Below are 25,956 nucleotides of genomic sequence, written 5' to 3' on the forward strand. Positions count from 1 at the left end.
AAAAGACAATATGAAAACGATTATCACTTCCCTGCTTGCCATTCTTACAGCATTGCCATTACACTGGAAATTGAACTTTGCGGACGCCCGGGCGGAAGCCGAAGCTTCACACAAAATGATCCTACTCAGCTTTTCGGGCTCCGATTGGTGCGGGCCCTGTATCAAGCTTACCAAAGGTGTTTTCGGGTCTGCAGAGTTTACGGAGTATGCCCAGGAAAACCTGGTACTTGTCAGGGCTGATTTCCCCAGGCAAAAGAAAAATCAGCTGGATCAAAACCAGGTAGCACTCAATGAGAAACTCGCCGATCAATACAACAAAAAGGGCGTCTTTCCCCTGACCGTCCTGCTCGACCCGAAGGGAAAAGTATTGAAAGAATGGGAAGGTTACCAGCCCTCGGTGAATGCATTTATCGCAGATATCCGCTCCCATTCGGGAAAGTAATATGAAAGAAATCCTGGTAAAACGCTCGCTCCGTCTGATGGGGAACCGGTTCGACATAAGTGCTGTGGCAGACAACGCCGCCCGGGCTGATCAGTATATAGACCTCGGAATAGCCGAAATTCAGCGTATCGAAAAACTGCTCACTACTTTCAGCGACGACAGCCAGACCAACCGGATTAATCGCCAAGCCGGACTGGGCCCGGTTGTCGTGGACAGGGAAGTTTTTGATCTGATTGCCCGGTCGATCAGGATCTCCGAGCTCACCCAGGGCGCATTCGACATCACCTATGGCTCGATTGACAAATCACTCTGGAATTTCGATCTGACGATGACATCCCTGCCGCCCGCCGCAGTCGCGAAACGGATGGTCAGGCTGATCAATTACAAAAACATTGTCTTAAATGCGTCGGACTGTTCCGTACTACTGAAAGAAAAGGGTATGCGGATTGGCTTTGGCGGCATTGGCAAGGGCTATGCTGCCGAAATGGCAAAAAAAGTAATGCGGGAAGCGGGAGCCGTCTCCGGCGTAGTGAACGCATCGGGCGACCTGACCACCTGGGGAAAACAACCCGGGAACGCCGACTGGACTATTGGGATTGCCGACCCGGACGCGAAGAACTCGCCGTTTTCGTATCTGAAAATCAGCGACATGGCCATAGCAACCTCCGGAAGCTACGAGAAGTTTGTCACGATTGACGGACGCCGTTATTCGCACACGATCAACCCCAGAACCGGGTTGCCTGTTACAGGGATAAAGAGTGTTACCATCTTCTCCCCCAATGCAGAATTATCCGACGCGCTGGCCACACCGGTGACCGTGCTGGGGGTAAGAACCGGACTGGATTTAATCAACCAAATGAAGGATATAGCATGCGTGATCATTGACGATCACAACAAACTGTTCACCTCCTCAAACATTCATATCCATTAAAACGTATGGACATTATCGTCACCAGAAAACTCGTATTAATTAGTGCCCTCGCGGCCGGCCTGTCATCATGCGTGTCTGTGAAGGAGTACCAGAAAAATCGCATCAATGACTCGGAAATGGAACTTTCGGCCCGCAAATCCGAGAAGTTCGAACAGAGTTTTTACCTGTACCGGGAAGGCGCTTCCGGGGCAAACGGAGGAAAAAGTGGCGGTGGCTGCGGCTGCAACTAACCCTACTATCAGAACCTTATGAAGAGAATAACCTATACCGTCGCGGCACTATTGAGCTTTTTCGGATCAGTGCGGGCACAATCACCAGATAGCACCGAAAATGGGTACAAGCCCAAAAAGCTGAAAATCGAAGAAGTCAATTTCGTTTCAGGCTACTACCATCAGAATGGCAACAACTCCGCGATTACAGGTGGAATCGGCACGGAAAAGCTCTATGATTTTGCGAACTCGCTGGAAATACGCCTGAGCAAGACCGACCGGAGAAACCGCGTCCACACGATCTCAGCAGAAGCGAACATCGATTACTATTCGTCTGCTTCTCAGGACAAGATTGACCCTTTGACGATTTCTTCGGCTTCCAGAAGCGATACGCATATCTATCCGAGTCTATCCTGGAACATGAAAAATGATGCCAACCGCACGACCAAGGGGGCTATGTTCTCCTATTCTACCGAGTATGACTACAAATCCTATGGTTTCGGGATCAATTTCACGAAATCTTCCAAAGACAATAACCGGGAGATAACCCTGAAAGCGGGGACATTTCAAGACACCTACATCGCGATTCTACCTTCCGAATTGCGGCCAAGCGGTTATAGTTCCGGCGCCGAGGGGGACAAATCCAATCTCTATCATAAACCCAGGAACACTTATAACGGCTCGATCGCCCTCTCGCAGATCGTCAACAAGCGCTTGCAATTGATGTTTATCGTAGAACCAACCTATCAGGAAGGTTTGCTCGGTACTCCTTTCCACCGCACGTATTTTACCGACGGAAGCGAAAAGGTAGAGCATTTACCCGGCAGCCGGTTCAAACTGCCCGTTGGCCTGCGCGGAAGTTACTTTGTCGGCGACCGTATTGTATTGCGGGGGTTTTATCGCTTTTATGCCGACAACTGGGGAATGAGCGCCCATACTGTTTCACTGGAAGCCCCTGTCAAAATTACGCCGTTTTTGTCGTTAAGCCCCTATTACAGGTTCAATACGCAGAGTGGCGTCAGATATTTTGCCCCCTACAAGCAGCATAACCCTGACGCTACCTATTATACGAGCGATTATGATTTATCATCCTTCCAAAGCCATTTTGGCGGCATGGGTATAAGGCTTGCACCTCCGGGCGGTGTGATGGGCATCCGTCATCTTGCGTCATTGGAGATTCGTTACGGCCACTTTTACCGCAATGCCGGGACAGGAATGCAATCTGATATCGTCACGCTGGCCGTCAAGTTTAAGTAAACGGCCCGACAGACTGATTGAATGCAATGCTCGATTCACCGCAGGTGAAAAGGGAAGCTCCGCGTAAGCAATTTTTGCCGGGGCTCCCCTACCCTTTTTTAATCGCGGCCCGCGCCTGAAAGGATGTATCTGATCTGCTCCAGGTGATTTATATCATGGCCGGCATAATACAATGCGATGTCCCGGATACTTTCCATTCCCCGCTCCTGGTGGATACCATAAAAATCCCATTGCGCTGGCTCAAGCTGGTGATACAAGTTAAGATTGCTCTGCCTCAATTGCCTGAACAATGCAATGGAATCCCGCACCGGCACTTCTGCATACTTGCCTCTAATGGCCCACTCAGCCTGATCGAATGCCTGGATCCCAGTTCCCGGCATGCTAAGAATTGTACGTATCCGGTAAGCCCCGACAAGTTCATCGTCGGCCAGGTGCGCCAGAATTTCAGTAATTAACCACTTTCCTGGTAAAGGCCTGAGCAGCAATATCTCCGGTGGAACATTGGATACCAGGTATTCGAGAATGTCAGCCGTCTGCGCCTGCATTTGTAACGGCTCCCGTCCCTGGACATAGCTTATAATACGTTCCTTATATGCCTCGAAAGATTCAGTCATAAAAATGTATTTTCATTGAAGTGCTTAAGTTCAATGGAATTTACGGAACAGCGCAAATCTCATCGACAGAAAGATATGTATTGTAGACCAAAACCTGACAACGGCAAACAGTCACCTTCACGCCCGGTACCAGCTCAGTGAGGCAACAAACTTCGGCGCAAAATTCCACTTCGTGGAAACACCGGTGCCGATGGATTTTTAAACCAAAATCGTTGAAAGTCGATAAAATCACTTATATTTGAATATTCTAATATAAGAATTAAGCATGAATAGCCCACTACACCTTTATAAAGCCGAGTTCTTCAAGACGCTGGGGCATTCTGTCCGTCTGGCAATCCTGGACGCGCTCAGAGAGGGCCCGCTTTCTGTGAGTGAATTGCAGGCTATTATACAAACCGAACAATCCATTCTCTCGCAGCATCTGGCCAAACTACGTGCAATGAAGTTTGTAAGCAGCCGCAGAAAAAAAACCACGATCTACTATCATGTCCATGACCGGGAAGTCTATCAGTTCCTCGATCTGGCGAAAAATATATACGCGCGCCAACTCCAACAGTCGCAGGAAATGCTCAAAGAGCTTATTCCCTCAGATATAGGCTAATGGTTTATGCAGGAATGCGCGGAACCGATGAAGAAGATCGGGATATCCCACGGATATGTTAGCGGTAGACAGCAGCAAAAGTAAATGAATGCCTCAATTAACGATAGTCGGGCCAAAAATGGCTTATACAACGAGCAGGACACGCTTGCACTGCTGAGGCATTTTTTGCCTTCACAACCCCCGCTGAAAGATTTCATACACCACAACCCGCTACATGGCTTTCAAGGGTTAAAATTCGAAGACGGACTTGCCCGCGCCTCGAAGATTTTTGGTTACCAGCTTTACCTTCTATTGGAGGAGTACAGGTCGCTTTACAGCTCGGGACGTATCAGTCGCTCCGCGTTGGAACGGGTGATGATGGAAGAACATCCCGGCAAAGATTTCGAAAGCTGGCAGGACAGGCTTTTTTCCAAACAATACAGCAGCCACAAGCACGCTCGTATCGGATCACTGCGATCCAACTGGAAGAGATTATATAAAATTGACCTTGACTCGCAAACACATCCGGCTCTGTTTCGTATCCTGTCCGGTTACCTGGACCAAGGGATCGCTACCTGGCGTTTTCCGGTAGACCCGGCAGGGTTTATCAGCTCCCTTCGCAAAATGGAGCAGAACGGCCTGGTGAGTTTCTTTCGCAATAAACGTGCTTCGCGCCTCCTACTAGATACTTCCTGCGAGACAAAAGACCTTTTGGATACCCTTGTTGGCCGGCCCGCTTTATACCGGCAATATATCTTTGACCAGCAATTTGCCCACCCCGGATGGTCAGGCATGGCTTCCTGGGTCGAAAACACCCCCGGAAGCCTTCCACTGGAAAGAAGAATTTCCGTCCGGGAGCTGATTCAGCTTGAATTGCTGCTGGAAATCGACGCGCTGGATTCCCGTTTCGGGAACACCTGGCTACCATTGGGCAAGCAGGTCGGGACGGTGTCCGGGGATATTTTCGCTCCTGTGGAAAAGACCGAACTGGAGCAGGTACTGGCAATCTGGCAAAATGCTTTTGAATGGACCTACTACGATCAGGTACTGGCCATGCTTTCCCGCCGGAAGGGCAACCATGAACAGCATAACAACCGATCCTCTCAAAGTTTGTTTTGTTTGGACGACCGCTCCGGCTCACTCCGTCGGCATCTCGAGCAGGCTGATCCTGCATGCGAAACCTTCGGGACACCCGGCTTTTTTGGTGTATCGTTCTTTTTCCAGACTGAACCCGGCGGAAGTTATACCAAACAAGCCCCGGCCCAAAGCAAACCTACGCACCTGATCAAGCTGGTTGGCGCAACACAAACCCGCAAGACCAGCCTTGATCTTCCCATAGGCTCCAATTCTCTTTTCCGGGGCTGGCTTATTTCGCAGACATTTGGCTTTTGGGCTACATTCAAGCTACTGCTGAACATTTTCAGGCCCCAGTCAGGCCTGGTCACACCCGAGCCTGTCAAAGAACAGGACAACGCCCCCTGGCTCAGCATCGAAAACAGCGCCTCATTCGAGTTGGAGAATGGCTTGCAAATTGGCTACACAGTACCCGAAATGGCCGACTGCGTCGAAAGCGTGCTGCGAAGCATCGATCTGACAGTTGATTTTGCCCGGGTTGTATATGTGATCGGCCATGGAGCGAGCAGTGTCAACAACCCCCATTATGCCGCATACGATTGCGGAGCCTGCTCGGGCAATCCGGGCGCGATCAATGCCAGGGTTTTGGCCTGGATGGCCAATCATCAAAAAGTACGCGAGCTGCTTAATAAAAAGGGAATCCATATCCCCGACCGCACCCAGTTCGTGGGGGCCCTTCACGATACCACCCGGGATGATCTCACTTTTTACGACACCCAAACGCTTTCCAAAGAAAACGGTCGGCGGCATGACATCAACCGTAAAGCTTTTGTCAGTGCCCTGGACCTGAATGCGAAAGAAAGAGCCGGAAGGTTCGCTTCCGTAGACCCCAAACTGACGCCTGAAAGGGCTCATCAGGCGGTAAGGTCCAGATCCGTCTCCCTGTTTGAACCTCGTCCCGAGCTCAACCATGCTACGAATGCGGTTTGCATCGTCGGGCACCGGAACTTGTCCAGAGGACTCTTTTGGAACAGGCGCCTTTTTATGAATTCGTACAATTATGCCAGCGATCCCGATGGCGAGACCCTGTACGATATTTTAAGCACAGCAACGCCGGTTTGCGCCGGCATTAACCTAGAATACTTCTTCTCGCGGACAGATAATCACCGGCTCGGGGCGGGTAGTAAACTTCCTCATAACGTCATGGGACTTTTAGGGGTCGCAAATGGCATGGAAGGAGACTTACGGACCGGACTACCCAGCCAGATGACTGAACTCCATGACCCTGTCCGTCTCTTGATGATTGTTGAACATTTCCCCAGTGTCGTCTCAACGATCATCGGCGGATCCGATAAGCTTCGTGAATGGTTTGCAAACGAGTGGGTCCATTTGGTGGTGATTGAGCCCGGAAGCGGCGCTTTACTCAGGTTTAAGGATGATCGTTTTGTGGCTTACCGCCCATCTGCTTATCATGAAAATGCTGTGGAGCCATGACGTGTATGATCATACTGTTGCTACTGATTCCGTTGGCCGGATTTTTGATAAGCCTTATTGCCCCTTCCCAAAACGAGGGGCTGATCTCCCGCATCGTATTCATTACGACAGGCCTGCAACTGCTTACTTCCCTGGCATTTACAGCCTTCTGGATACTGACCTGCCGCCAGTCCCTCGCCGCAGGGAGCATGGTGATTTTCAAGTCTGGCAGCTACGAATATACCCTGAGTTTGTTCTTTGACAAAATCACTTTTGTCTTCCTTCTCACGGGATCCGTACTAACTTTCCTTGTCACTACTTACAGCAGAAGATACCTGCACCGGGAGGAAGGTTACAAGCGCTTTTTCTACACCATTCTCCTTTTTTATTCAGGATACAACATCACCATTTTCTCAGGGAATTTCGAGACGCTTTTTATCGGCTGGGAAATCCTGGGCATCACTTCATTCCTGCTGATCTCGTTTTACAGGGACCGCTATTTACCTGTCAAAAATGCGGTCAAGGTATTTTCGGTTTACCGCCTCGCGGATGTGGGCATATTGCTGGCTGTCTGGGCGAGCCATCACTTATGGAGCACCTACATTACTTTTGAAAAAATATCCGACTACCAGCTGGTACACCGTCAGTTACAGGCACACGGTCTGATTGGCATCGCCGTTTCCATTATGATTGTCCTTGCTGCGGCAGCCAAATCCGCTCAATTGCCATTTTCGTCCTGGCTTCCCCGGGCGATGGAAGGGCCTACCCCTTCGACAGCGATCTTTTATGGCGCCCTTTCTGCGCATATGGGTGTGTTCCTGCTGCTGAGAACATGGCCGTTCTGGCAGCACCAACCTGGGATCCGTCTGTTGATCGGCACGATTGGGTTATCAACAGGCATCGTCGCAACAGGCATTGCACGGGTGCAATCGTCGGTGAAGAGTCAGATTGCCTATGCATCCATTTCGCAAATCGGATTAATTTTTGTGGAGATTGCGGCAGGTCTGGAAAACCTTGCGTTGCTGCATTTTGCCGGAAATGCCTTTTTGAGGGCTACCCAACTTTTAATATCCCCTTCCATAGTGAGCCAGAGGATCGGTGGCTATCGGCGAGCCGAAGAATCCCATTCTGCCAGCTTGGAAAGATGGATTCCGGATCGCCTTCGAACCGGGTTATATATGCTCAGCCTAAAAGAATGGGGACTGGATCTTTTCATGTACCGTTATCTGTGGAACCCATTTAAAAAGGTTGGAGGGGTGCTCGGTTTTCTTACTGCCCGCCGAGTAGGCCTGTTCTTTATTCCCGCCTACCTGGCGGGCGCGTTTCTTAGTTTTAACCAACACTATCTCCCCCAGGACTTACGGAGCTGGTTGCCTGCTGTGTTTTCTTTCCTTGGGCTGATAATGGCCATCAAATCCTTTTCCGAAAGGAAAAATGTCTGGCTGAGCTGGATACTGGTTATTACAAACCATCTTTGGGTTGCTCTAGCCGTATCGTACAACGAAGCGGTCCCCGCAGATCAGCTCCTGCTGTATTTAAGCGGGGTCATCGTTACCGGTCTGGCCGGTTACTGGTGCCTGTCACGCCTTCGAAAGTTGGAACGCCACATCGGACTAGGCCAGTTTCACGGGCATATTCAACGGCATAAACGAATTGGGATCGTATTCTTTCTTTCATGCCTGGGATTGTCAGGATTTCCCATCACGCCAACGTTTATCGGCGAGGATCTTGTGTTCTCCCACATTCATCAAAATCAGGTCTTTTTTGCATTTTGTGTGTCGCTGGGGTGCATTATTAACGGTTTATCCCTGATCCGCATTTATGCAAGGGTCTTCCTGGGGCCGGGCATGCGCTCACAATATGAATTGACCTACCGCTCGTCCTGACTAAACCGGCTATGTCCAGAAAACAGGCCTGTCAGATAGAGATAAACATAAAAACAACATAGAAAACATTGAACTCAGCTAATGAATGATGGCAAGCAAGAGAATAGCAAAGTGGAACAGCCTTCAAAGACCAGCCCTATCCTTTTGGTAAATAGTATTCTAGGAATGAAATGCCCACGCTGCCGTAAAGGCCATCTTTTTGTGAAGAAAAATCCATATGTGCTCAGGGATAGCCTGAAGATGCCTGACTCATGCCCGGTCTGCGGACAGGACTTCAAGATCGAGCCTGGATTTTACATTGGCGCCCTATGGACCAGTTTCCCGATCGTGATACTGATTATGACCGTGCTTTCCGTACTCCTGCTCGTCGTGCTCGGCATAGCACTGGAATGGTTCTTCGTTGCGATCACCATCACGCTATTGGCGTTGCAACCGCTGATCATCCGGCTCGGCAGATCTATCTGGATTCACATATTTGTGGGTTTCAAGCTGCAGAGCGATAGGTAAAGATGGTTACAATGACTATGGAACTCCCGATCGCCAGGTCTAAAATATCTCTATCTAAAAACGACCTTATCATTCACCCCGACCACCACCACATGCAACTCACTGAAAAACAAATTATTAACATCTTATACGACCGCTTCACGCCAATGGATTTGGTCATTACCCGTTCGATGAATTTACAGGCGGACCTTGGACTTGATTCACTGGATATAATGGAACTGGTTGTCGTCCTGGAAACCGAGTTTAACATAATCATTTCAGATCAGGAGTCCGATGAGATCCGGACCGTCGACGGAATTATCAGATTAATCTACGAGAAAATACAGCGATGAACCTGCATATCACTCGGACAATAACGTGCAATTGAGGAAAACAATTTTTGACCATATATGAATTTGAAACTTGAAAAAAGAAGCGGCAACGCATGTGAACTATGTAAGTCCGATCAGCAGATCTCCGTTTATCAGATCCCTCCGGTCGGTTACACCGACAGTGAGATCATCATATGCAAGAATTGCCGGGCACAGATAGAAAGAGAGCAGGAAATGAATAGCGATTACTGGAGTTTTCTATCCGAGGCTATGTGGAGCGAGGTTCCAGCCGTCCAGATCGTAGCCTGGCGTATGCTTAGTCGACTGAAAAATGAAAGTTGGGCTGCCGACAATCTGGATATGATGTATCTGGACCAGGATTTACTGGCATGGGCCCAGGCAAGTTCGGATCACCAGGGAGCCGCTGATTTGGCCGTTCACCGTGACAGCAATGGCAATATTCTAAAAAACGGGGACTCGGTTGTGCTCACCCGGTCACTGGATGTCAAAGGGAGCTCCCTGAACGCCAGAATGGGCACTGTAATAAAGAACATACGGGTTGTGGAAGAGAATACAGAGCAAATTGAAGGCAAGATCGACGGTCAAGTGATCGTCATATTGACCAAGTACCTTCGCAAGCAAGTTTAAAGGCCTATTAACCTCTCCCTGATAAAAAAATGATCCAGAAATTAAATCAGCTTTTCAAACAACTTGACCGTCAAAAGTACCCCTTTGTCGACGGGCTGTACTATTTGTTTATCATTATTTTTCTGCTGCTGCTCTTTTTATTTTTCGCCTGATGCCTTTCAAATGAGCAAACGACTGGCAAGACCAACCTTAAGATCCTATTATTTATCAAAGGGAATTACCAGCAGTATTGAAAGGAAAATTATCAGATGCCCCATTGGAGCTTCTCTGACCGCTGGCCATTAATCGAAAAAACGTTCCAGCTGCAATAAATGAACGTGAACAGACTGGTAATGGCCTGTACCTGGTTGAGCTTTACCGGCAAACCACTTGTTCAAATATTAAGGGGACACTTTCCAGTAGACCAAAACAAGTACCGCGGAAGAATATCGAGGAAAAACCGCTCTTAGGATAGTTCGAAATATTATGGCCGGGTCCCGTGGACCTGGTTATAATTGTAAAGAGGAGCGAACTGGCCGGCTATATTTAACACCTATCTCTGTCAATGAAAAATATCCTCCATAGGGAGCATCGAGCCGTAGTCAGGCGCGCCAACCCAGACATTGTTGCAAAAACACTTTCCGTCCTTCCACTATTATGCTGCTATATCTGCCGAGCACGTATTGGAGCTACTCTCGCTCAGACAGTACGACACTGTAATCCTTGTAGACTTCGTCCGGCAAAGCGAACTACTACCAGCCATTAAAAGAATCCGCCTTGTTCCGCCAAACACCCCTATTCTGATTTTTTCCGATGTACCGGGAGAATCTATGCTAAAAGCATTTCCTACTAATTGAGAATGCCCGCACTGGGCACGGTAGCTTCGATATATCTAGAAATTGATAAAGAACCCATCATTCAAACAAATCATTCATCAGCAGTTGACTATGGTTTTGATTATTGAAACGGTATAGGTACGGCGCCTTGTTGGCGGCCCCGGTATACTTCTTCTCCAGACGCTCCAAGACATTCAGGCGTAGAATGCGTTTGGGAAAGTTGTTCTGTGCAAAACGTTTGTCAAAAATTGCCTCGTAAAGCTCCTGGATTTCCTGCATCGTGAAGGTTTCCGAGAGCAGATTGAATGCATTTAATTTTTGGTCAACTGTGAGCCTGAGCGTCGTGAGCGCATTTTCCACGATCTGGTTGTGATCCATGATCATCGGAGGCAATTCTTTGATCGGATACCAGTCGATCGATACGTCAAGGTCCGTCTTCTGCGGAACGACCTGGCTCATATCTACCAGCGCATAGTAGCCAATGGATATGAAACGCCGCGTAAACCAGTCATAGTCCATTCGGCTCCTTTGTCCTTCGACGAGTGGGTTGTTGAACAGGTCGGCATTCTGCGCTATCATCCGGTCCAGGAAAGCCCGGCTATTCCGGTTTGCCTTTCCCATCACCTGAAATTGTTCCAGATACACGTCCTTGATACCCGTGCGCGCATGAAGTATTCGCCTGGCCGCTTCGTCTGTGTCCTCATCCTGATAGACAAAACCGCCGGGCAGGCCCCAAAAATCGCCTTTGAAAGAAAGTTTAGGCACCAGTACTTTCAGCTGCCTGTTCTGGTAACCCAGAATGACACACTCAACAGATACCTGTTCAATATAATTCTTGTCACTTACTGTTTCCATCTAGCATTTTGTCCACTTAAAGTCCCCCGGGCATCCCGCAAAGTGACGGCTACGGAGGTCCCAAATATACAGATTTGTCCGTATTATCTGCTATTGTAGAAAATATCCGCCAATTTCTCATTTGCCCACTTCATTTCAAACCGGAAGTCGCTGGTAAATATGAACACAGAACATATCCCGGTGAGTCCTTTTCTTAAATTAATTCAATGCATAGCCGAGCGAAGACGACACAATCAAACAACGTCCCTTAAAAGGAGACGGCAAGTTTAGTTGAAAAATTGTAGGCTTCCAGTGACTAGGATGACGGCATTAAAATTTGGAATAAAAGCGAAAAAAATATTATCTATTTGTGTAGATAATAATAATATTTTACCTCTATATTTGTGAAGTAATATATGATTAAATATTTACGCATTGAAATAAGTAGCTTCCAGTCATGATATTATGACATGATTGGATTTTTTAAAATTTCTCAGCCTTTCGCTCGGAAAGCTGCCGGTATTCTCTGTTGACTTGTGGATTCCCTGAGCTGTCCGTCTGCGCCAGGGACGATTAGCCAGCGTATGTTTCTGGCGGCGATAGATAGGTATTTAATGGAAAATTATGAGTAAAAAGCGGTGTTTCAGAAACGAATCATCATGGAAAAATACAACCTGACAATATCATTCGCCGGGGCAAAAGCAATTACTTGATTTGTACACAATAACCGATATATAGATGAACAGACAATTCTACCTTCCCCGGCCTAAAAAGATGTTTCGGCCGCTCTCTGGACTTGTGTTCCTATTCGTTTTCAGTTGTCAGGTTGCGTTAGCTCAGTCATCGGTTCACGGAAAGGTGGCCGATGGAAAAGGAGAAGCCCTTTTGGGCGTCAGTGTAAAAGTGAAAGGTGCCGCACAGGGCACCGTTACCGATGGTTCGGGCAGCTATCAGCTTTCGAACCTTAGCCCGTCCGCGACGCTGGTGTTTAGTTTTATTGGTTTTTTGCCCAAGGAGATAGCAGTCGGCTCCCAGACGACCATTGATGTGACGCTTACTGAAAGTCCTGCCAGTCTGGATGAAGTGATCGTAACCGGTGTGTTCGATAAGCGAAGCCGGATGGAATCCTCGGTCGCGATATCCGTTCTTCCCTCCAAGCTCATTCAAATGCAGGCCCCGCTGAGCGCGGCCGATCTGTTGCGGAATGTGCCAGGCGTGTACGTCAACTCATCGCTGGGGGAAATCCGCAACACGGTCAGTTCCAGAGGCGTGAATGTGGGCGGAAACGATGTGTCCAACGGGTATTACTACGTCTCGATGCAAGAGGACGGCCTGCCTGTAACGAATGCCACCTATGGAAACTATGGCCCGGATTTCTTCCTGCGGCCAGACCTTACATTAGGCAAATTAGAAGCCGTCCGGGGCGGCACAGCGTCGATTCTCGGCAACAATGCGCCAGGCGGCATCTTCAATTATGTGTCCAAAACTGGAGGCCAGACGTTTGAGGCGCAGGCGCGGGTCAAATTCGGGCTGGAAGGCGACGGCCGAAATCCCTATTACCGGGCCGATGTCAATGCTGGTGGCCCGCTAGGCAGCGACAAGACGCTCACCTTTAACTTGGGCGGCTTCTGGCGGCAGAACAACGGCGCCCGCTATCCGGGGTATCCCATGAACAACGGCGGCCAAATCAAAGCCAATGTGGCGAAACACTTCAAAAAGGGCTCACTGAAATTGTACGCCAAGTACCTGAACGACCACAATTCGTGGTTTGAACAGTTGCCGACCGTTGATTTCAAAAACCCTCATCTCGCGCCCGGCGTCAAGCAAACAAGCTCGGTACTGATCCCTGCTGTTTCCGCCGACTACACCATCAACCAGACCGGCGAGCGGGGTACTTTCGATTCGCGGGACAAGATTCATTCCAAGGACCTGGCCATCGGGCTCAATTTTGACCATAGTTTCGGCAAAGGATGGACGATCGACAACAAGGTCCGTTATTCCTACAAAACGTCGTATTGGAACACAACCTCCATTCCATACCCGTTTGCGATTGATAACGTGACATTCTACGGAGTGAACAGTCTGGCAGGAAAGCTCGGTACGTATTCGTTCCGGGATCTGGCCACCGGTACCGAGTTGGCCAATGTTACCCAAGGCATCAACTTCGTGAACGGGGCACCCGCCGGACTTAAATTTACGGTCAACAGCAGCAGCCTTCCCGGGGAGCAGATCCAGAAAAACTCCTTGTTGTTCAATCCGCTGATCGTGTTTGACAATCGCGTAAAGGAAACCATCGATCAGCTCACACTGACCAAGCGGCTTAGCCACATGAGCTTTACGGGAGGTCTGTACTATGCGCATGCCAGTGTCAGTCGGCGCAATCCGAACGGGGTCGGCAGCATGTTCGGGCTCATGGTAAACCCACGTCCGCAGCCGACAGCCATCGTGTATACCGACATGCAGGGAAAGGTGTACCAGGTTACCAACCCGCAGGGCATAACGGGCGGCTCGGGCCGAAGTGTTGCCACTAATATCTTTGACGTCACCCAAAATCAGTTGGCAGGTTTCTTTGGTCACAACTGGGAAATGTCCGACAAATTGAACTTCGACTGGGGCATTCGCTTCGAACGTATATGGGTTAGAGGCAGCAATCAGATCGCCTCGGCGACGACTTCCACCGACGGGGGAACGGACAAAAACCCACTGACATTATATGACAACATGGGCGGAGCCGTAACCTCGACCTTAGGCTATAATAAATCGGTCAAAACGATCTCCTATTCAGCGGGCCTGAACTACAAATTCAACGACCAGCTTGCCGTATACGCCCGGTATTCGCGGGGCCGCAAAGCGCCCGATCTGGGTATCTATCTCAACGTGCAGTCTTCGGTCAATGCCGATTACCTCAACCCGATCGCCCAAAGTACACAGCAATATGAAGTAGGTTTCAAAGCCAAAAAAGACCGGTTTTCCCTCTTCGTTACCCCTTTTTACAGTCTGCTGGGCAAAGTCCCACAGCAAGCCCTCGGCCAGGAATCAGCCGAGCTGACCTCCACGTACACGACCGCCGTTCTTTACAACAAGTTTAAAACCGTGGGCGTCGAAATTGAAGGGACCTACAACCTGACCAAACAACTCAGTGTCAGGGCCGTGGCAACATTCCAGAAATCAACGGCTATCGATTTCAATACCTGGGTACTGAATGGCAATGGCAAGGCGGACGATCAGATTCAAAGTTATTCGGGTAACGAAACCGACTATTCGCCTCGTCAGATCCTGCGCATTTCCCCGACCTATACGTCGGACAAAATCTACGGTTCGATCGACTGGTCGTATATGGGCAGGCGGGCAGGCAACGTTGCAAACGTATTTTACCTGCCAGGCTTCGACCAGACCAATCTGAACCTGGGCTATAACGTTTCGCGCAGGTTACAGATTCAGGCCAATGTCAATAATGCATTCAATCAAAATGGCATTATGGGTTGGTCGGCGCCGGGCGGGTTTCCGGCTTCGCTGAACACACAGGGCTTCACAAAGGCCCAGATGGAGGGCAATCCCAATGCCGTATTTTTTTCACTCAGCCTGCCTCCGAGGTCTTATTTCCTGACAGCAACCTACACTTTTTAAGCTAATACCATCACAAACGAGCGATAATTCCCTCAAAACCCGATCACAAGGCGAATGCTGATTGTACCATCCATTTCACAATCCTGTTATAAATCAAACCAAATGTTTAAAATGAAAAAGTTAAGTCATCTGATGTGGGCTTGCAGTGTGGCGTGCCTGCTGCATTTCCCGACCGTCAGCAAAGGGCAGAAGGCTCCCGATAAGCAAACCAATTACGCGCTTACGCCAAAACTTCCTCCCCCACCCAGGCCAGAACCATTCAAAGTCTCGACCATCCCTCTACCTGCCAGTGTGCTGGACGCAGTGTTGGTCAACTACCTGCCCGATGCCCAACACCTGATTATGGAAGTTACGCTGGTCGGTGCAAAAAAATCGAATCTTGCGGTTATGAAAGACGACGGCACAGGATTCAAGTGCCTGACCTGTGATCTGCCCGAAAACATTGGCGGAGAAATGCCGGTACCGCTCCCGGATGGCAAGCGCGTTTACACGCCAACCGGGATTCTGGAATGCAGCCCGTCTATCCTGGATTGCAAGCAAGCCCGGATATTGCCCCTGACCTACCCTACTGTGCCGGGAGGAAAAACGATCGCCCGTATTGCCAGTAACATGTCGCAGGACGGCCTTCACGTGGCCTACACTTTGCTGGCGGCCAGGCCATTGCCGAGCGCCCTGGTGCTGGTAAGCGAACTAACACGCGTTTCAGATGAAAAAGGGGACCGCTATGAACTCGCTAAAACCAAAGTAATTTCCGGAGACAAGACAGCCTTGCCGGGCGCGCCGGATTTCAGGCCCTTCTTCTTTGGAGGCGGAGAGGTAAAGAGCTTTACCGGGATGGGTCAGTACCTGACAACCATCAGCGCATTCGAGGCGGGTAACTTCGATATCGCCAAAATCGATCTGACGACCGGTGATGTAAGCCGGTTCACCCGGCATTACAGCTATGATGAGGGTGTATACCCGTCCCCGGATGGCAAGTGGTTAATTTTCCAGTCGCACCGGCATACGACCCGGATGGACGCATTTAGCCTGATCCCCCGCCCGCTGATTGTCAACAATGCGCTGGCACCGGGGGTTGCCGAATGGCGGAATGAAGAAGTGGAAGGGTTCAGGGATGCCAGAAGGTATTACGGCCTGACAATGACCGACCAATATGGCGACCGGACCCGCCTACCCGAGGACGGATACACCGGCCAAAACCTGACAACGGCATCCGACAACCTGACCGAATACAACCATTTTGGCAACTTAACCTGGCACCCAAGCAGCACACGCGGGGTTTTCTGGGAACAGAGAGATCCGAGAAAGGTAAAAAAAGGCGAGGCAATGGGTCGTCTGCGGATGATTACATTTACATCGAGAAAACCGACTACCCCGCTTAAAATCGTGACCCCGAAGATGGAATGGGCAACGGACCTGGAAAACATCAAGCCGCTCGATTCTTCCCAACCTACCGAAGGAAAATTGATCGGGTTGGTCTCCGGCCATGCCAATGTAAGCACGCAAAAGCCTGCATCGCCCTCCGAAGCTACGGTTCTTAAAATCGAATACGTCAATTTTTCAGATGATGGAGAATATGTATTGAATGGCTCCGAAACGATTAGTCAGAAAACGTTTTGGGATGCAAACTGGAACGCAGACATTACAGTCACAGGCAAACACAAAGGATTTCTGAAAGTCGACAATGCGAAGTTTACCGGCAAAAGTCATGGATCGGGCATCATCCGGACACAACTCGACAACCACAAAATCGAGGTGGATCTTTCAAAAGGCCTGCCAACCGGCGTGCCGGGTGAGCTTCGGTAATCCTCAACCAAAAACTCTATGCAATTAGCGAATAAAACGATTGTTGTTACCGGTGCCGGAAGCGGCATCGGCCGGGAGCTGAGCTTGCAACTGCTGCAAGGCGGAACCAACGTTGCGGGCGTGGATATCAATTCCAATGCGCTTGATGAAACCAGGCGACTCGCAGCTTTGGGACCTGGTCAATTCAAAGGCTTCCAGGCAGACATTACCAATCGGGAAAGAGTAAGCTCGTTACCGGCCGAAGTGCTCGCCCATTTCGGCACGGTCGACGGGATCATCAACAATGCCGGTATCATTCAGCCTTTCCGCCCCATTCTTGAACTGACGATGGCGGATATCGACCGCGTTATGGCCGTTAATTTCTACGGCACACTCTACCTGATCAAAGCATTTTTACCCCTTTTGCTGGCGCGGCCGGAAGCGCATATCGCCAATGTGTCGAGTATGGGCGGCTTTGTGCCGGTACCTGGCCAGACGCTCTACGGCGCAGCCAAGGCAGCTGTCAAACTGCTCACCGAAGGGTTGTATGCCGAGCTCAAAGACACCCATGTGGAGGTAACGGTCGTTTTTCCGGGTGCTGTTGCCACCAACATCATGCAGAATTCGGGCCTGCATGTCCCCAAATCGGATACGGGCGGCGAATCCAAATTCAAACCCATACAGCCCGGGGAAGCCGCCGGTCAGATACTCCGTGCCATTAAGAAGGATAAATTTCGCGTGGTGGTGGGCCGGGACGCCTGGGCGATGGACAAACTGTACCGGTTCAGCCCAAAATATGCGGCTGACCTGATCCAAAGAAAGATGCGTTCATTGCTTAATTGATCGCCAACCTGATGCGCACAGATGGAAAGCTCACGGGTGAAACCATCAACACAGCTGCTGATGCACCAAAAGATCCAATACCATTTACAAAGGAAGGGAAAGATGCCGTAGCACTGTATTTCTCGAGTCAGGGCTACGACGTAAATGTAGCTTTGAAAGCTATTGATAATTGGAGCACAAGCATGATTTATCTCGAATCCAGGGTGTCAAGGTCGTCTTTCTCTCTAAAATTAAGCGCTTCGGTTTCTTCGATCAGACCCAGCGAAATGTCGTGTCGGCCGCCCTCGTACGGGGTCGTCAGCCAATTGTCAACGATGTCAATGGCCTCGAAAATGCCGATGCATTTACCTCCCAGACAAAGTATGTTGGATTTGTTGTGAGCTGACGTCATTTTAGCCTGATAGGTACTATAGCACAATGCGGCCCGAACGCCCTTATATTTGTTAGCGATGATGCTCATGCCAATTCCAGTCGAGCAGATCAGGATACCTCGGCTGGCTTTCCCGCAGGCTATCGCTCCCGCCACTGCGGCAGCATAGTGCGGATAGCGGACAATCTCCTCCGAATTCGACCCGACATCTTCCATCGTATAGCCCTTATCCCTTAGATACTTCACCAGAGTCATTTTCAGCGCATACCCCCCGTGGTCGTTACCAATCAGAATTGTTTCTTGTTCCATTAGCTAATATTCTTTCAGTTTTAAACGTGTTTTTCCGTTTGCCTAAATCTATAAACCTTAAACTTGTTTCATGGCAGCCTGTTTTTCATTGTAAACATTCAACAGCGGTAGAAGGTATTCGACGGTTTGGCGGGCAGCTTCGTCAGGGTCAGGTTTGGGTAAGATCTCAGCCGAAATCCAGCCGTTGTAACCTGCCCCGAACAGTTCATTGAACAGTCTAGGAAAATCGACATGGCCCTGTCCTGGTGCCTTGCGATTGGAATCGGCCACGTGGATGTAATGAACGTAGTCAATGTATTTCGCGAGTTCAGGCCCAATAGACCGGTCTTCGATATTCATGTGAAAAACATCCGGCATCAGCATCATATTGGGCCGGCCCACCTTTTTCATCAATGCAACACCCTCTTCAACCGTATTGATAAAATCAGTTTCGTAACGGTTCACAGGTTCCAGAATCAGGGTGACCTCTTTGCCCAGGGCGTAGTCACACAGCTCACGGGCTACTTCGATAAACAAGTCTTCCACATACAATGAGGGTCGGTTTTCGAGCGCACCACGAACCCTTCCAATATTGACCGTCTTGCCAAAACCGTCAGCCAGATCGATGAATTCACGGAAAATCCGTTTAACCTCCTCCCGCTTGACCGGGTTTTCATGTGTCAGCATCAAACCGCCGTCGGCGTATACCTGCCCAGTGGAAATACACGAAACTTCCAGGCAGTTGTCGGTCAGCAATTCGCGAAGCCGTGGGGGATCAACTTCCTCGGCCCGTTTCAACGCAAGTTCTACCCCATGAAACCCAAGGTGAGCCGCCTTAGGTATACAAGCTTCGAAGCCCCTATAAACCACAAAGGCACTGGGCAGAGCATGGGTATTTGCAATCGCGATGGATAGTTTCATTTCTTGATCAATGAATAAGTGGACGGCAACAGAGGCGCAGTCTCGATTTTTTTGATGACAACAAAAACCAATACAAAACTTAGCGGGTGTAACAAGCCTGAAATCAGAAAGGCCGGGCTATATCCAAATCGTTCGATGACAAGACCTATTACCAGACTGAACAGCATTGCCCCGTACGTAGCCGCACAGCCCATTAAACCGGATACAGAGCCGACGATCGCCGAAGGAAATAAATCGGCCACGATGGTTTGCACGATGGTTGAATATAATTGATGTCCGAACATCGCCATGCTAAAAAAGACAATCGCCATCGGCAGCGAGGCCTCAGTGATCAGTAGCGATGCGGGTAACAATGCTGCGGCCATCCCCAAAGGTATTTTTCGCGAACTGTCCAGCGAAACGCCTCTTTTCAACAAATAGCTGCTCAACCAGCCTCCCAGGAAACTTCCAGCTCCGGCGAAGGCGTAGGGTATCCAGGCATAAGCCCCAATACCTTTGATATCAAGTCCGCGGACGTCGTTGAGATATTTGGGCAGCCAGAAAATAAAAAAGTACCAACCGGCATCCGGCAAAAATTTAACAAGCATTATACCCCACACTTTCTTGTATCGAAGTATGCTCAGCCAGGGGACATGTCTTTCACCCGGATCGACCGGTTCGGTGGAAGCTCGAATGTAAGCCCGTTCTTCCTCCGTGACAAACCGGTTATCGTCTGGTTTAGAATATACGCGCAGCCAGACCAGCACCCAGATCAGGCCCAGCGCACCGGAAACGATAAAAGCCCACCGCCAGTTCAGGGCGATAATGACGGATGCGATCAGGGGTGGGGCCACCACTGCGCCCAAGCTCGAACCGGTATTGAAAATCCCGAAGGCCAGAGCGCGTTCTTTCGCTGGAAACCATTCCGAAACCACTTTGGCCGAGCCAGGAAAACCACCTCCTTCACCGATACCCAGCAGAAACCGGGCCACGCCCAACCCCAACACACCGGATACAAAGCCATGCAGCACATTGGCTACCGACCACCAAATGATCATGAGCGCATAGCCTTTTCGGGAGCCTAATACATCAAGAATCCGTCCGCCAATAGCATACATAGTGCCATACGCGAGCAGAAACAGGCTATTAATAAACCCGTACTGGCTGTCGCTAATGGCGATTGTTTTGCGAATTTCGCTCAACGCCACCGGAAGGTTCTGTCTGTCAAGGTAATTGACAGCGGTCGCCAGGGCAATCAGACCAACGACGCACCAGCGAAAATTTGGAATCGTTTTCAAAAGCAGTTCCGAGTGATAATGAAATAAATCTCACTTTAAGTATTTGACTAATAGGGCTTTCCAAACGTATTCAATAAACCTCCGTCTACGTACAGGATCTGGCCGTTGACAAAATCCGATGCCCCGGAAGCCAGAAAGATCGCTGCTCCGACCAGGTCCTCGGGTGTCCCCCATCGGCCGGCCGGCGTGCGGCTTATGATGTACTCGTTGAGTGGATTACCGGGTTCCCGGTAACTGGTGTTGATAGGTGTGGCGATGTAGCCCGGCCCGATGCCATTTACCTGAATGTTATATGTCCCCCACTCTGTCGCCAGACTCCGTGTCAGCATTTTCAAACCGCCTTTGGCCGCAGCATATCCTGACACGGAGTCCCGGCCCAATTCGCTCATCAGCGAGCAGACGTTGATGATTTTACCCCGTTTCCGTCCGATCATCGCCTTTCCAACGTATTTCGAAACCATGAACGGGGCAGTCAGGTTGGTGAGGATCATCGCCTCCCAATCATCTTCTCTCAGTTCTTCCGCCGGCGCTCGCCGGATAATACCCGCATTGTTGACCAGTATATCAATGGGACCGCTCATCTCGATTTGCCGGATGGCCTCTTTTACTTCATCCACTTTTGTAATATCAAACAGCGCCCCTTGTGCATTGATACCGGTATTCTGAAATTCCTGTATACAAGTCGCCAGTTTTTCCGGATTACGGGCATTGATGATCAGCGACGCTCCCGCTTCACCCAGTCCTTTGGCAATAGCAAACCCGATTCCTTGCGTGGCACCAGTGATCAGGGCGCGTTTTCCATGGAGGCCGAATCGCGATAACGAGTCATTCATTGTTATGAAAATGTAAATACTGGTACTGAGTCGGTGTAAATCCGGTGATTTTCTTGAACTGACTGTTGAAATGGGTGAAGTTATTAAACCCGGTTTCGAAACAAACCTGAGAAATACTTAACCTATTATCTATAAGCAACTTACAAGCACTTCCGATTTTAATCTCATTCAGAAACTGCGTGTATGTTTTGTTGGTATGGGATTTAAAGTACCGGCAGAAAGCGGTAGAACTCATGTTGGCAATACCGGAGACGTCGTCAAGCGAAGGATTTTCGGTGTAATTGTCAATAATAAACTGGTACACTTTGTTGATGCGCTCACACTCATCTTCATTGATGGTTTTCGCAAACGCCTGGCTGGAAAGCAATTCATATTCTTTCGTCTCGGCCATTACTTTTAAGACCGAAAGCAGGTCAATGATCTTTTCGATACCGTCTTTTTTCTCATCAATATTCTGCAAGAGCCGTTTCAGAACCTCCCTTCCATCTCCTTTAAACTTAATGCCACGTTTTGATAAGGAAAACAACCGACGGATAGGGGCCGTTGAGGGTAAACCCAGAAAGTCATCACCTAAAAACGACTCGCGAAAATAAATGACCATTGCTTTGGAGACAAGACCAGAACCTTTATGGTAATACTCCTGATCGCTGCGATAGAGGTGGGGTATATTGCTGCCATACAGCACCAGGTCTCCGGGCTGGAACCGTTCCATGCTATCGCCGACAAACCGGATCCCGGTTCCTTCCTGCACGAACATGATTTCGAGCTCCGGATGAAAATGCCAGGACGGGAAAAAGTACGGGTCTTGCACGTTCATGATCCCAAACGGTTCATTCTGCTGTTTACTGATTACTTTCAGCAATGGTTTCATACCAAAAAGCTAACGATTTTATTGTTCCTCCCCCAGCATTAACGCCTCGATTCTGTCGCTGATCTGCACGTTCGGAGCCATTATTTTAAGGTAACCGTGCCTGAGCGCTGTAGCTGACCGTCTCCACTCGTTGCTGCCATCCGCCGAAACCTTGCAAAAACCAGTTTGTTCTACTTTAAAATACGGTCCGGGGCCTTCTACGGCTTCCAGCACAGCAACCTGGTCCCAACTGGCCCGGCCCTTGAAACCGTTAAAATGCGCATAAGCCTGGTAAACCGGACTAGCGGATTGACATCGTTGCTTAAACCTTGCTCCACCTGTAACCAGCAAATCACCTACCTCCCACCCGGCGAAAGTCACAGGTAACTTCCAATGAGTCAAACAATAAAGGGTTGAACCTGGGTCTGGGCGGTAAAAATTGGCTTCCTTCCCTGCCGGGAACTGACCACCCATGCACGACCATCTGATGACTTTTTTTGCAATCAATTCTTCCCCGGTCAGTGCACTGATGGTGTCGGCTGGCGATCCAAGAAGCCGACTCAGACTAGTAAGGTGCCCAATGGTTATGATAACGACGCTTTGATCGGGTTGACTGGCCAATAAACGGCGGTACACCTTGGTGGCCTCTTCCGCTGTTCGGTTGGTAACTCCGTGCGGGTAGTTTTCCTTAATTTTGGCAGTATACCTGGAAAATGATTTCAACGAATCCCGCTGACTGACACCGATGGGCAGATTCGCACGCCCAAACCATGTGTTGATCGCGCTGGTACAGGCCGCACTGTTCTCCTCGTCGCTGGTAACAATGACTCCCAAGAGCCTGACCTTTTTCGACCGCTCGTATGTATGCAACATCGCAAGCGCACCTACGTCGTCGACGTCTGAATCCATGTCCGTATCCAGAATCACCGACAGCGGCTTTTTAGCGGGCGAAGCGGGAAAAGAGTGTCCCATTACCCATAAACTCAATATGCCGAATAGCCAATACCATTTCACCATTGCCATGTTTTCAAGAATTTCTGATGCTACTGTCCTTTAGATGTTGCTTTAATCAAGAGTTGATCGAAGGTTTTGGCAACCTCGTTCGGGTCGATGCCCGCTCCAAATTCGTTGACCAGGAAATGCCGCTTGTCGTCCGGTTCCAGCCGCCAGACATTTGTACCATTCTCAAAGATGTAGTTGGAACCTTTCTCCTGCAATTTGAAAAAAGGTGTTACTCCCCGCACCGCCACGTAAACGGAGATGATGTCGGCGCTATGGTGCCAATTACGGTTCCAACCCGTCAGAAACAATTGATAAGCCCGCCCCATCGGAGTTTTTTTGTAGGGCTCTTCAAAAAGGATTTTACCTGTTGGGGCCAGGTCGGCAAACGCGCCGCCACCTGTGAAAATAATTTTAGTTGGCCATGCTTCTACTACATGTTTGGTCGATTGCGGGTCGGGTTTGAAATTGCCATTTGGAGTCGGATCCTGGTCGTACGGGTATCTCCCACCCATGCAGACCAGATGTTTGACTTTTTTAGCGACTAATTCAGGACCTGTCAGGGGGCTGATCGTATCCGAACCCGTTCTCAGTAGCTTGGAAAGATTTGTCAGATCGCCTACCGTCACAACCACCACGCTCTGATCCGATTGCTTCGCGAGTATCTTGCGGTATAGAAGCGTAGCTTCTGGTAGGTTCTCACCCAAACCTACGTCTTGTGGAAACTCTTCGGAGATTTTCCTGGCGTATTTTGACGGGTGGTATACACCAAATCGTTTGACATTTCCGATCGGCATGGCAGGCCTGCCAAAATACGTATTGATCACATCGACAGCCGGCGCGGACCATGGGTTCAGGCTCGATACCATCACACCCAGCACCTCGGCCTCGCCCGCATCTGCGAGATGATGCAGCATGGCTAGTGCTCCGATATCATCAACATCCGAGTCCATATCGGTATCGAAAATAATTCGGGTAGCTTGCTGGCCCCTTGCTGACATGTTAAGAAGGCAAATCAGGAATAACGTAATAATCTCTTTCATTTTGCTGAAACATTCTTGGTTAGTAGCCGGGATTTTGGGAAAAATCCGATGTCGTTAGATCGATCTGATTTTGAGGTATAGGTAGTAAAATATGGTATTCTTTCATATTAGCAGCCGCATCCGGGTCACCATATTTTCTGCCCCGCTCCAGCAGCTTCCCTGTCCGAATTAAATCCTGACGTCGGTTTACTTCTCCTGCCAGTTCGCGGGAACGCTCATCAAGGATCGCATCAAGTGTCAAATCTGCTGGTGAAATCGTGAAATCAATACCCGGCAGGGCTGCCCGTTTCCTTATTTCATTGAAGTACTTCGCAGCTTCTGCTGGATTACCATCCATTAGATATGCCTCAGCAGCTAATAAGTACGTTTCTCCTAACCGAAATACTATAAAGTCCTTGTTACCACGGGTTTCATTCACAGAAATACGTGACGGATCCTGAAACTTTTTAAGTGCCCAGTGAAATTCCGGTTTACCTTTCCAGCTGGGGTCGATCGGATCGCCCAGTTTTTTTCCAGTGGGTAAGGAGGTCGGGTTGTTATACCAGTAATCCTCTATCCGACGCCATATTTTCCACCTTTGATCCCTCGTTTCGTCAAACAATCCCATTAATTGATTACTGGGCGCAAAACGGGTAAACGGACGATCCCATTCGAGCGTTCGCTGCATACCCTGAACATCACTGTACGAGTTGGTAAACCATGCATGCGCCAGATTCCCCGTAGCTCCGGAATTCAGCAAGTCGTTTTCATATTGGATAGACCAGATAATTTCGGAATTAGTCTGGTTAGCGACGTCAAATAGCTTCGCATAATCAGTCTGCAATTTATGCTTACCGGAGTTGATTACTTTCAATGCATTCTCAGCTGCGGCCTTCCAGTCCTTTAGTACCAGATACACTTTGGCCAATTGATGCTGAGCCGCTGTCTTTGTCAATCGCCCCCATTGAGTCGAAGATGCGGGAAGATTAGCCTCTGCAAATTGTAAGTCTTTCAATATCAATTGATAGACTTCTTCCTTGGAATCCCGCTTAAATACAGTTTGAAGACCATTTGTCGGTTCCGTCAGCAAACTGATGTCTCCATAATACTGAACCAGGTAAAAATAGCTATGCGCGCGCAGAAATCGGGCCTCCGCCATCAACTGATTTTTTACTACCGAATCCATCGTCGCATTTTTTTCGTTAGCCAGAACGGTGTTTGCGATGTTGATCGTTTTATATAAATTCCGCCATACAGAAGCCGTTGCCGTTAGGGTAGCGTTGAAATTAGCGTCGTATTTGGCGACAGATGCACCTGCTACGTTCTTGCCCGTCAGGAATTCATCGGTGCCAAGCAGTGCTAAAAAGAAGACACCTTCATCTTCACCATACATAGAACGCAGACTGGCATAGATGGCATTGACGCCTTGTGTCAGTCCAGCTTCACTGGTATAAAAACTGGCGGGGTTAAGTACCGACACCGGGTCTTCCTTCAAATAGCTTTCCGTGCAGGAAATTGACAACATACTGACGAGCGTCAGCAGAGTGGTATTTTTAAGTA

Annotated in this window: 23 protein-coding genes; 13 read left to right on the forward strand and 10 right to left on the reverse strand. The window is 49.4% G+C overall.

All coding sequences use genetic code 11. The features are described 5' to 3' along the window. The first annotated feature begins 10 nt into the window (after positions 1-10). Genes BP71_RS06995 through BP71_RS07010 form a run of 4 tightly spaced genes read left to right on the forward strand, consistent with a single transcriptional unit; the run spans position 11 to position 2,839 of the window. Positions 11-442, forward strand: coding sequence for a thioredoxin family protein (locus tag BP71_RS06995; RefSeq protein WP_496377850.1), 432 nt, complete (start codon positions 11-13; stop codon positions 440-442). Position 443: 1 nt separating this feature from the next. Further along, positions 444-1,373 carry an FAD:protein FMN transferase gene (locus BP71_RS07000; RefSeq protein WP_496377851.1) on the forward strand — a complete coding sequence of 310 codons (930 nt, stop codon included), beginning with the start codon at positions 444-446 and terminating at the stop codon, positions 1,371-1,373. 5 nt (positions 1,374-1,378) lie between these two features. Beyond that, the gene (locus tag BP71_RS07005) at positions 1,379-1,603 is read left to right on the forward strand and encodes a DUF4266 domain-containing protein (RefSeq protein WP_496377852.1); all 225 of its coding nucleotides are present in this window, start codon (positions 1,379-1,381) and stop codon (positions 1,601-1,603) included. Between the two features lie 18 nt (positions 1,604-1,621). Further along, on the forward strand, positions 1,622-2,839 hold the full coding sequence (locus BP71_RS07010) for a DUF3570 domain-containing protein (RefSeq protein WP_496377853.1): 1,218 nt from the start codon (positions 1,622-1,624) through the stop codon (positions 2,837-2,839). Between the two features lie 98 nt (positions 2,840-2,937). Here the strand turns inward: BP71_RS07010 and BP71_RS07015 are convergent, their stop codons facing one another. Further along, the gene (locus BP71_RS07015) at positions 2,938-3,453 is read right to left on the reverse strand and encodes a DinB family protein (protein WP_496377854.1); all 516 of its coding nucleotides are present in this window, start codon (positions 3,451-3,453) and stop codon (positions 2,938-2,940) included. Between the two features lie 265 nt (positions 3,454-3,718). On the opposite strand from BP71_RS07015, the gene BP71_RS07020 reads away from it, so the two are divergent. The 6 genes from BP71_RS07020 to BP71_RS07045 all read left to right on the forward strand — a co-directional run bounded on the left by BP71_RS07020 (position 3,719) and on the right by BP71_RS07045 (position 9,932). After that, a complete protein-coding gene (locus BP71_RS07020; protein ID WP_496377855.1) occupies positions 3,719-4,054 on the forward strand; it encodes an ArsR/SmtB family transcription factor in 336 nt (111 codons plus the stop codon). Positions 4,055-4,138: 84 nt separating this feature from the next. Continuing rightward, positions 4,139-6,601 carry a YbcC family protein gene (locus tag BP71_RS07025; protein ID WP_496377856.1) on the forward strand — a complete coding sequence of 821 codons (2,463 nt, stop codon included), beginning with the start codon at positions 4,139-4,141 and terminating at the stop codon, positions 6,599-6,601. A 5-nt stretch (positions 6,602-6,606) separates the two neighbouring features. Beyond that, positions 6,607-8,466 carry a proton-conducting transporter transmembrane domain-containing protein gene (locus BP71_RS07030; RefSeq protein WP_496377857.1) on the forward strand — a complete coding sequence of 620 codons (1,860 nt, stop codon included), beginning with the start codon at positions 6,607-6,609 and terminating at the stop codon, positions 8,464-8,466. 201 nt (positions 8,467-8,667) lie between these two features. Continuing rightward, positions 8,668-8,973, forward strand: a complete 306-nt coding sequence (locus BP71_RS07035; RefSeq protein WP_496377858.1) for a DUF983 domain-containing protein — start codon at positions 8,668-8,670, stop codon at positions 8,971-8,973. An 11-nt stretch (positions 8,974-8,984) separates the two neighbouring features. Then, on the forward strand, positions 8,985-9,305 hold the full coding sequence (locus BP71_RS07040) for an acyl carrier protein (RefSeq protein ID WP_496377859.1): 321 nt from the start codon (positions 8,985-8,987) through the stop codon (positions 9,303-9,305). A gap of 57 nt (positions 9,306-9,362) precedes the next feature. Continuing rightward, the gene (locus tag BP71_RS07045) at positions 9,363-9,932 is read left to right on the forward strand and encodes a PhnA domain-containing protein (protein WP_496377860.1); all 570 of its coding nucleotides are present in this window, start codon (positions 9,363-9,365) and stop codon (positions 9,930-9,932) included. An 893-nt stretch (positions 9,933-10,825) separates the two neighbouring features. On the opposite strand, the gene BP71_RS07050 is transcribed toward BP71_RS07045, so the two are convergent. Continuing rightward, on the reverse strand, positions 10,826-11,602 hold the full coding sequence (locus BP71_RS07050; protein WP_496377861.1) for an NUDIX hydrolase: 777 nt from the start codon (positions 11,600-11,602) through the stop codon (positions 10,826-10,828). A 717-nt stretch (positions 11,603-12,319) separates the two neighbouring features. On the opposite strand from BP71_RS07050, the gene BP71_RS07055 reads away from it, so the two are divergent. The 3 genes from BP71_RS07055 to BP71_RS07065 all read left to right on the forward strand — a co-directional run bounded on the left by BP71_RS07055 (position 12,320) and on the right by BP71_RS07065 (position 17,836). Continuing rightward, complete coding sequence (locus BP71_RS07055; protein ID WP_496377862.1) at positions 12,320-15,208, forward strand: TonB-dependent receptor; 2,889 nt, start codon at positions 12,320-12,322, stop codon at positions 15,206-15,208. 111 nt (positions 15,209-15,319) lie between these two features. Then, a complete protein-coding gene (locus tag BP71_RS07060; RefSeq protein ID WP_496377863.1) occupies positions 15,320-17,014 on the forward strand; it encodes a TolB family protein in 1,695 nt (564 codons plus the stop codon). An 18-nt stretch (positions 17,015-17,032) separates the two neighbouring features. Beyond that, positions 17,033-17,836, forward strand: coding sequence for an SDR family NAD(P)-dependent oxidoreductase (locus BP71_RS07065; RefSeq protein WP_496377864.1), 804 nt, complete (start codon positions 17,033-17,035; stop codon positions 17,834-17,836). A 187-nt stretch (positions 17,837-18,023) separates the two neighbouring features. Here BP71_RS07065 and rpiB read toward each other — a convergent pair whose 3' ends face one another. The 8 genes from rpiB to BP71_RS07105 form a co-directional block, all read right to left on the reverse strand. Then, on the reverse strand, positions 18,024-18,515 hold the full coding sequence (gene rpiB / locus BP71_RS07070; RefSeq protein ID WP_496377865.1) for a ribose 5-phosphate isomerase B: 492 nt from the start codon (positions 18,513-18,515) through the stop codon (positions 18,024-18,026). A gap of 57 nt (positions 18,516-18,572) precedes the next feature. Continuing rightward, positions 18,573-19,415, reverse strand: coding sequence for a TIM barrel protein (locus BP71_RS07075; protein WP_496377866.1), 843 nt, complete (start codon positions 19,413-19,415; stop codon positions 18,573-18,575). Next, positions 19,412-20,692 (reverse strand): MFS transporter, encoded by a 1,281-nt coding sequence (locus BP71_RS07080; protein ID WP_496377867.1) that lies wholly within the window; start codon positions 20,690-20,692, stop codon positions 19,412-19,414. Before BP71_RS07080 ends, BP71_RS07075 begins: the two co-directional genes overlap by 4 nt. A gap of 47 nt (positions 20,693-20,739) precedes the next feature. After that, a complete protein-coding gene (locus BP71_RS07085) occupies positions 20,740-21,525 on the reverse strand; it encodes an SDR family NAD(P)-dependent oxidoreductase (RefSeq protein WP_496377868.1) in 786 nt (261 codons plus the stop codon). Then, complete coding sequence (locus BP71_RS07090; protein WP_496377869.1) at positions 21,518-22,396, reverse strand: AraC family transcriptional regulator; 879 nt, start codon at positions 22,394-22,396, stop codon at positions 21,518-21,520. Before BP71_RS07090 ends, BP71_RS07085 begins: the two co-directional genes overlap by 8 nt. Before the next feature lie 18 nt (positions 22,397-22,414). Further along, a complete protein-coding gene (locus BP71_RS07095) occupies positions 22,415-23,347 on the reverse strand; it encodes a nucleoside hydrolase (protein ID WP_496377870.1) in 933 nt (310 codons plus the stop codon). 71 nt (positions 23,348-23,418) lie between these two features. Next, positions 23,419-24,417, reverse strand: a complete 999-nt coding sequence (locus BP71_RS07100) for a nucleoside hydrolase (protein ID WP_496377871.1) — start codon at positions 24,415-24,417, stop codon at positions 23,419-23,421. Positions 24,418-24,436: 19 nt separating this feature from the next. Further along, on the reverse strand, positions 24,437-25,891 hold the full coding sequence (locus BP71_RS07105) for a RagB/SusD family nutrient uptake outer membrane protein (protein ID WP_496377872.1): 1,455 nt from the start codon (positions 25,889-25,891) through the stop codon (positions 24,437-24,439). Positions 25,892-25,956 lie beyond the last annotated feature (65 nt).

The sequence above is a fragment of the Dyadobacter ginsengisoli DSM 21015 genome (assembly GCF_059568735.1).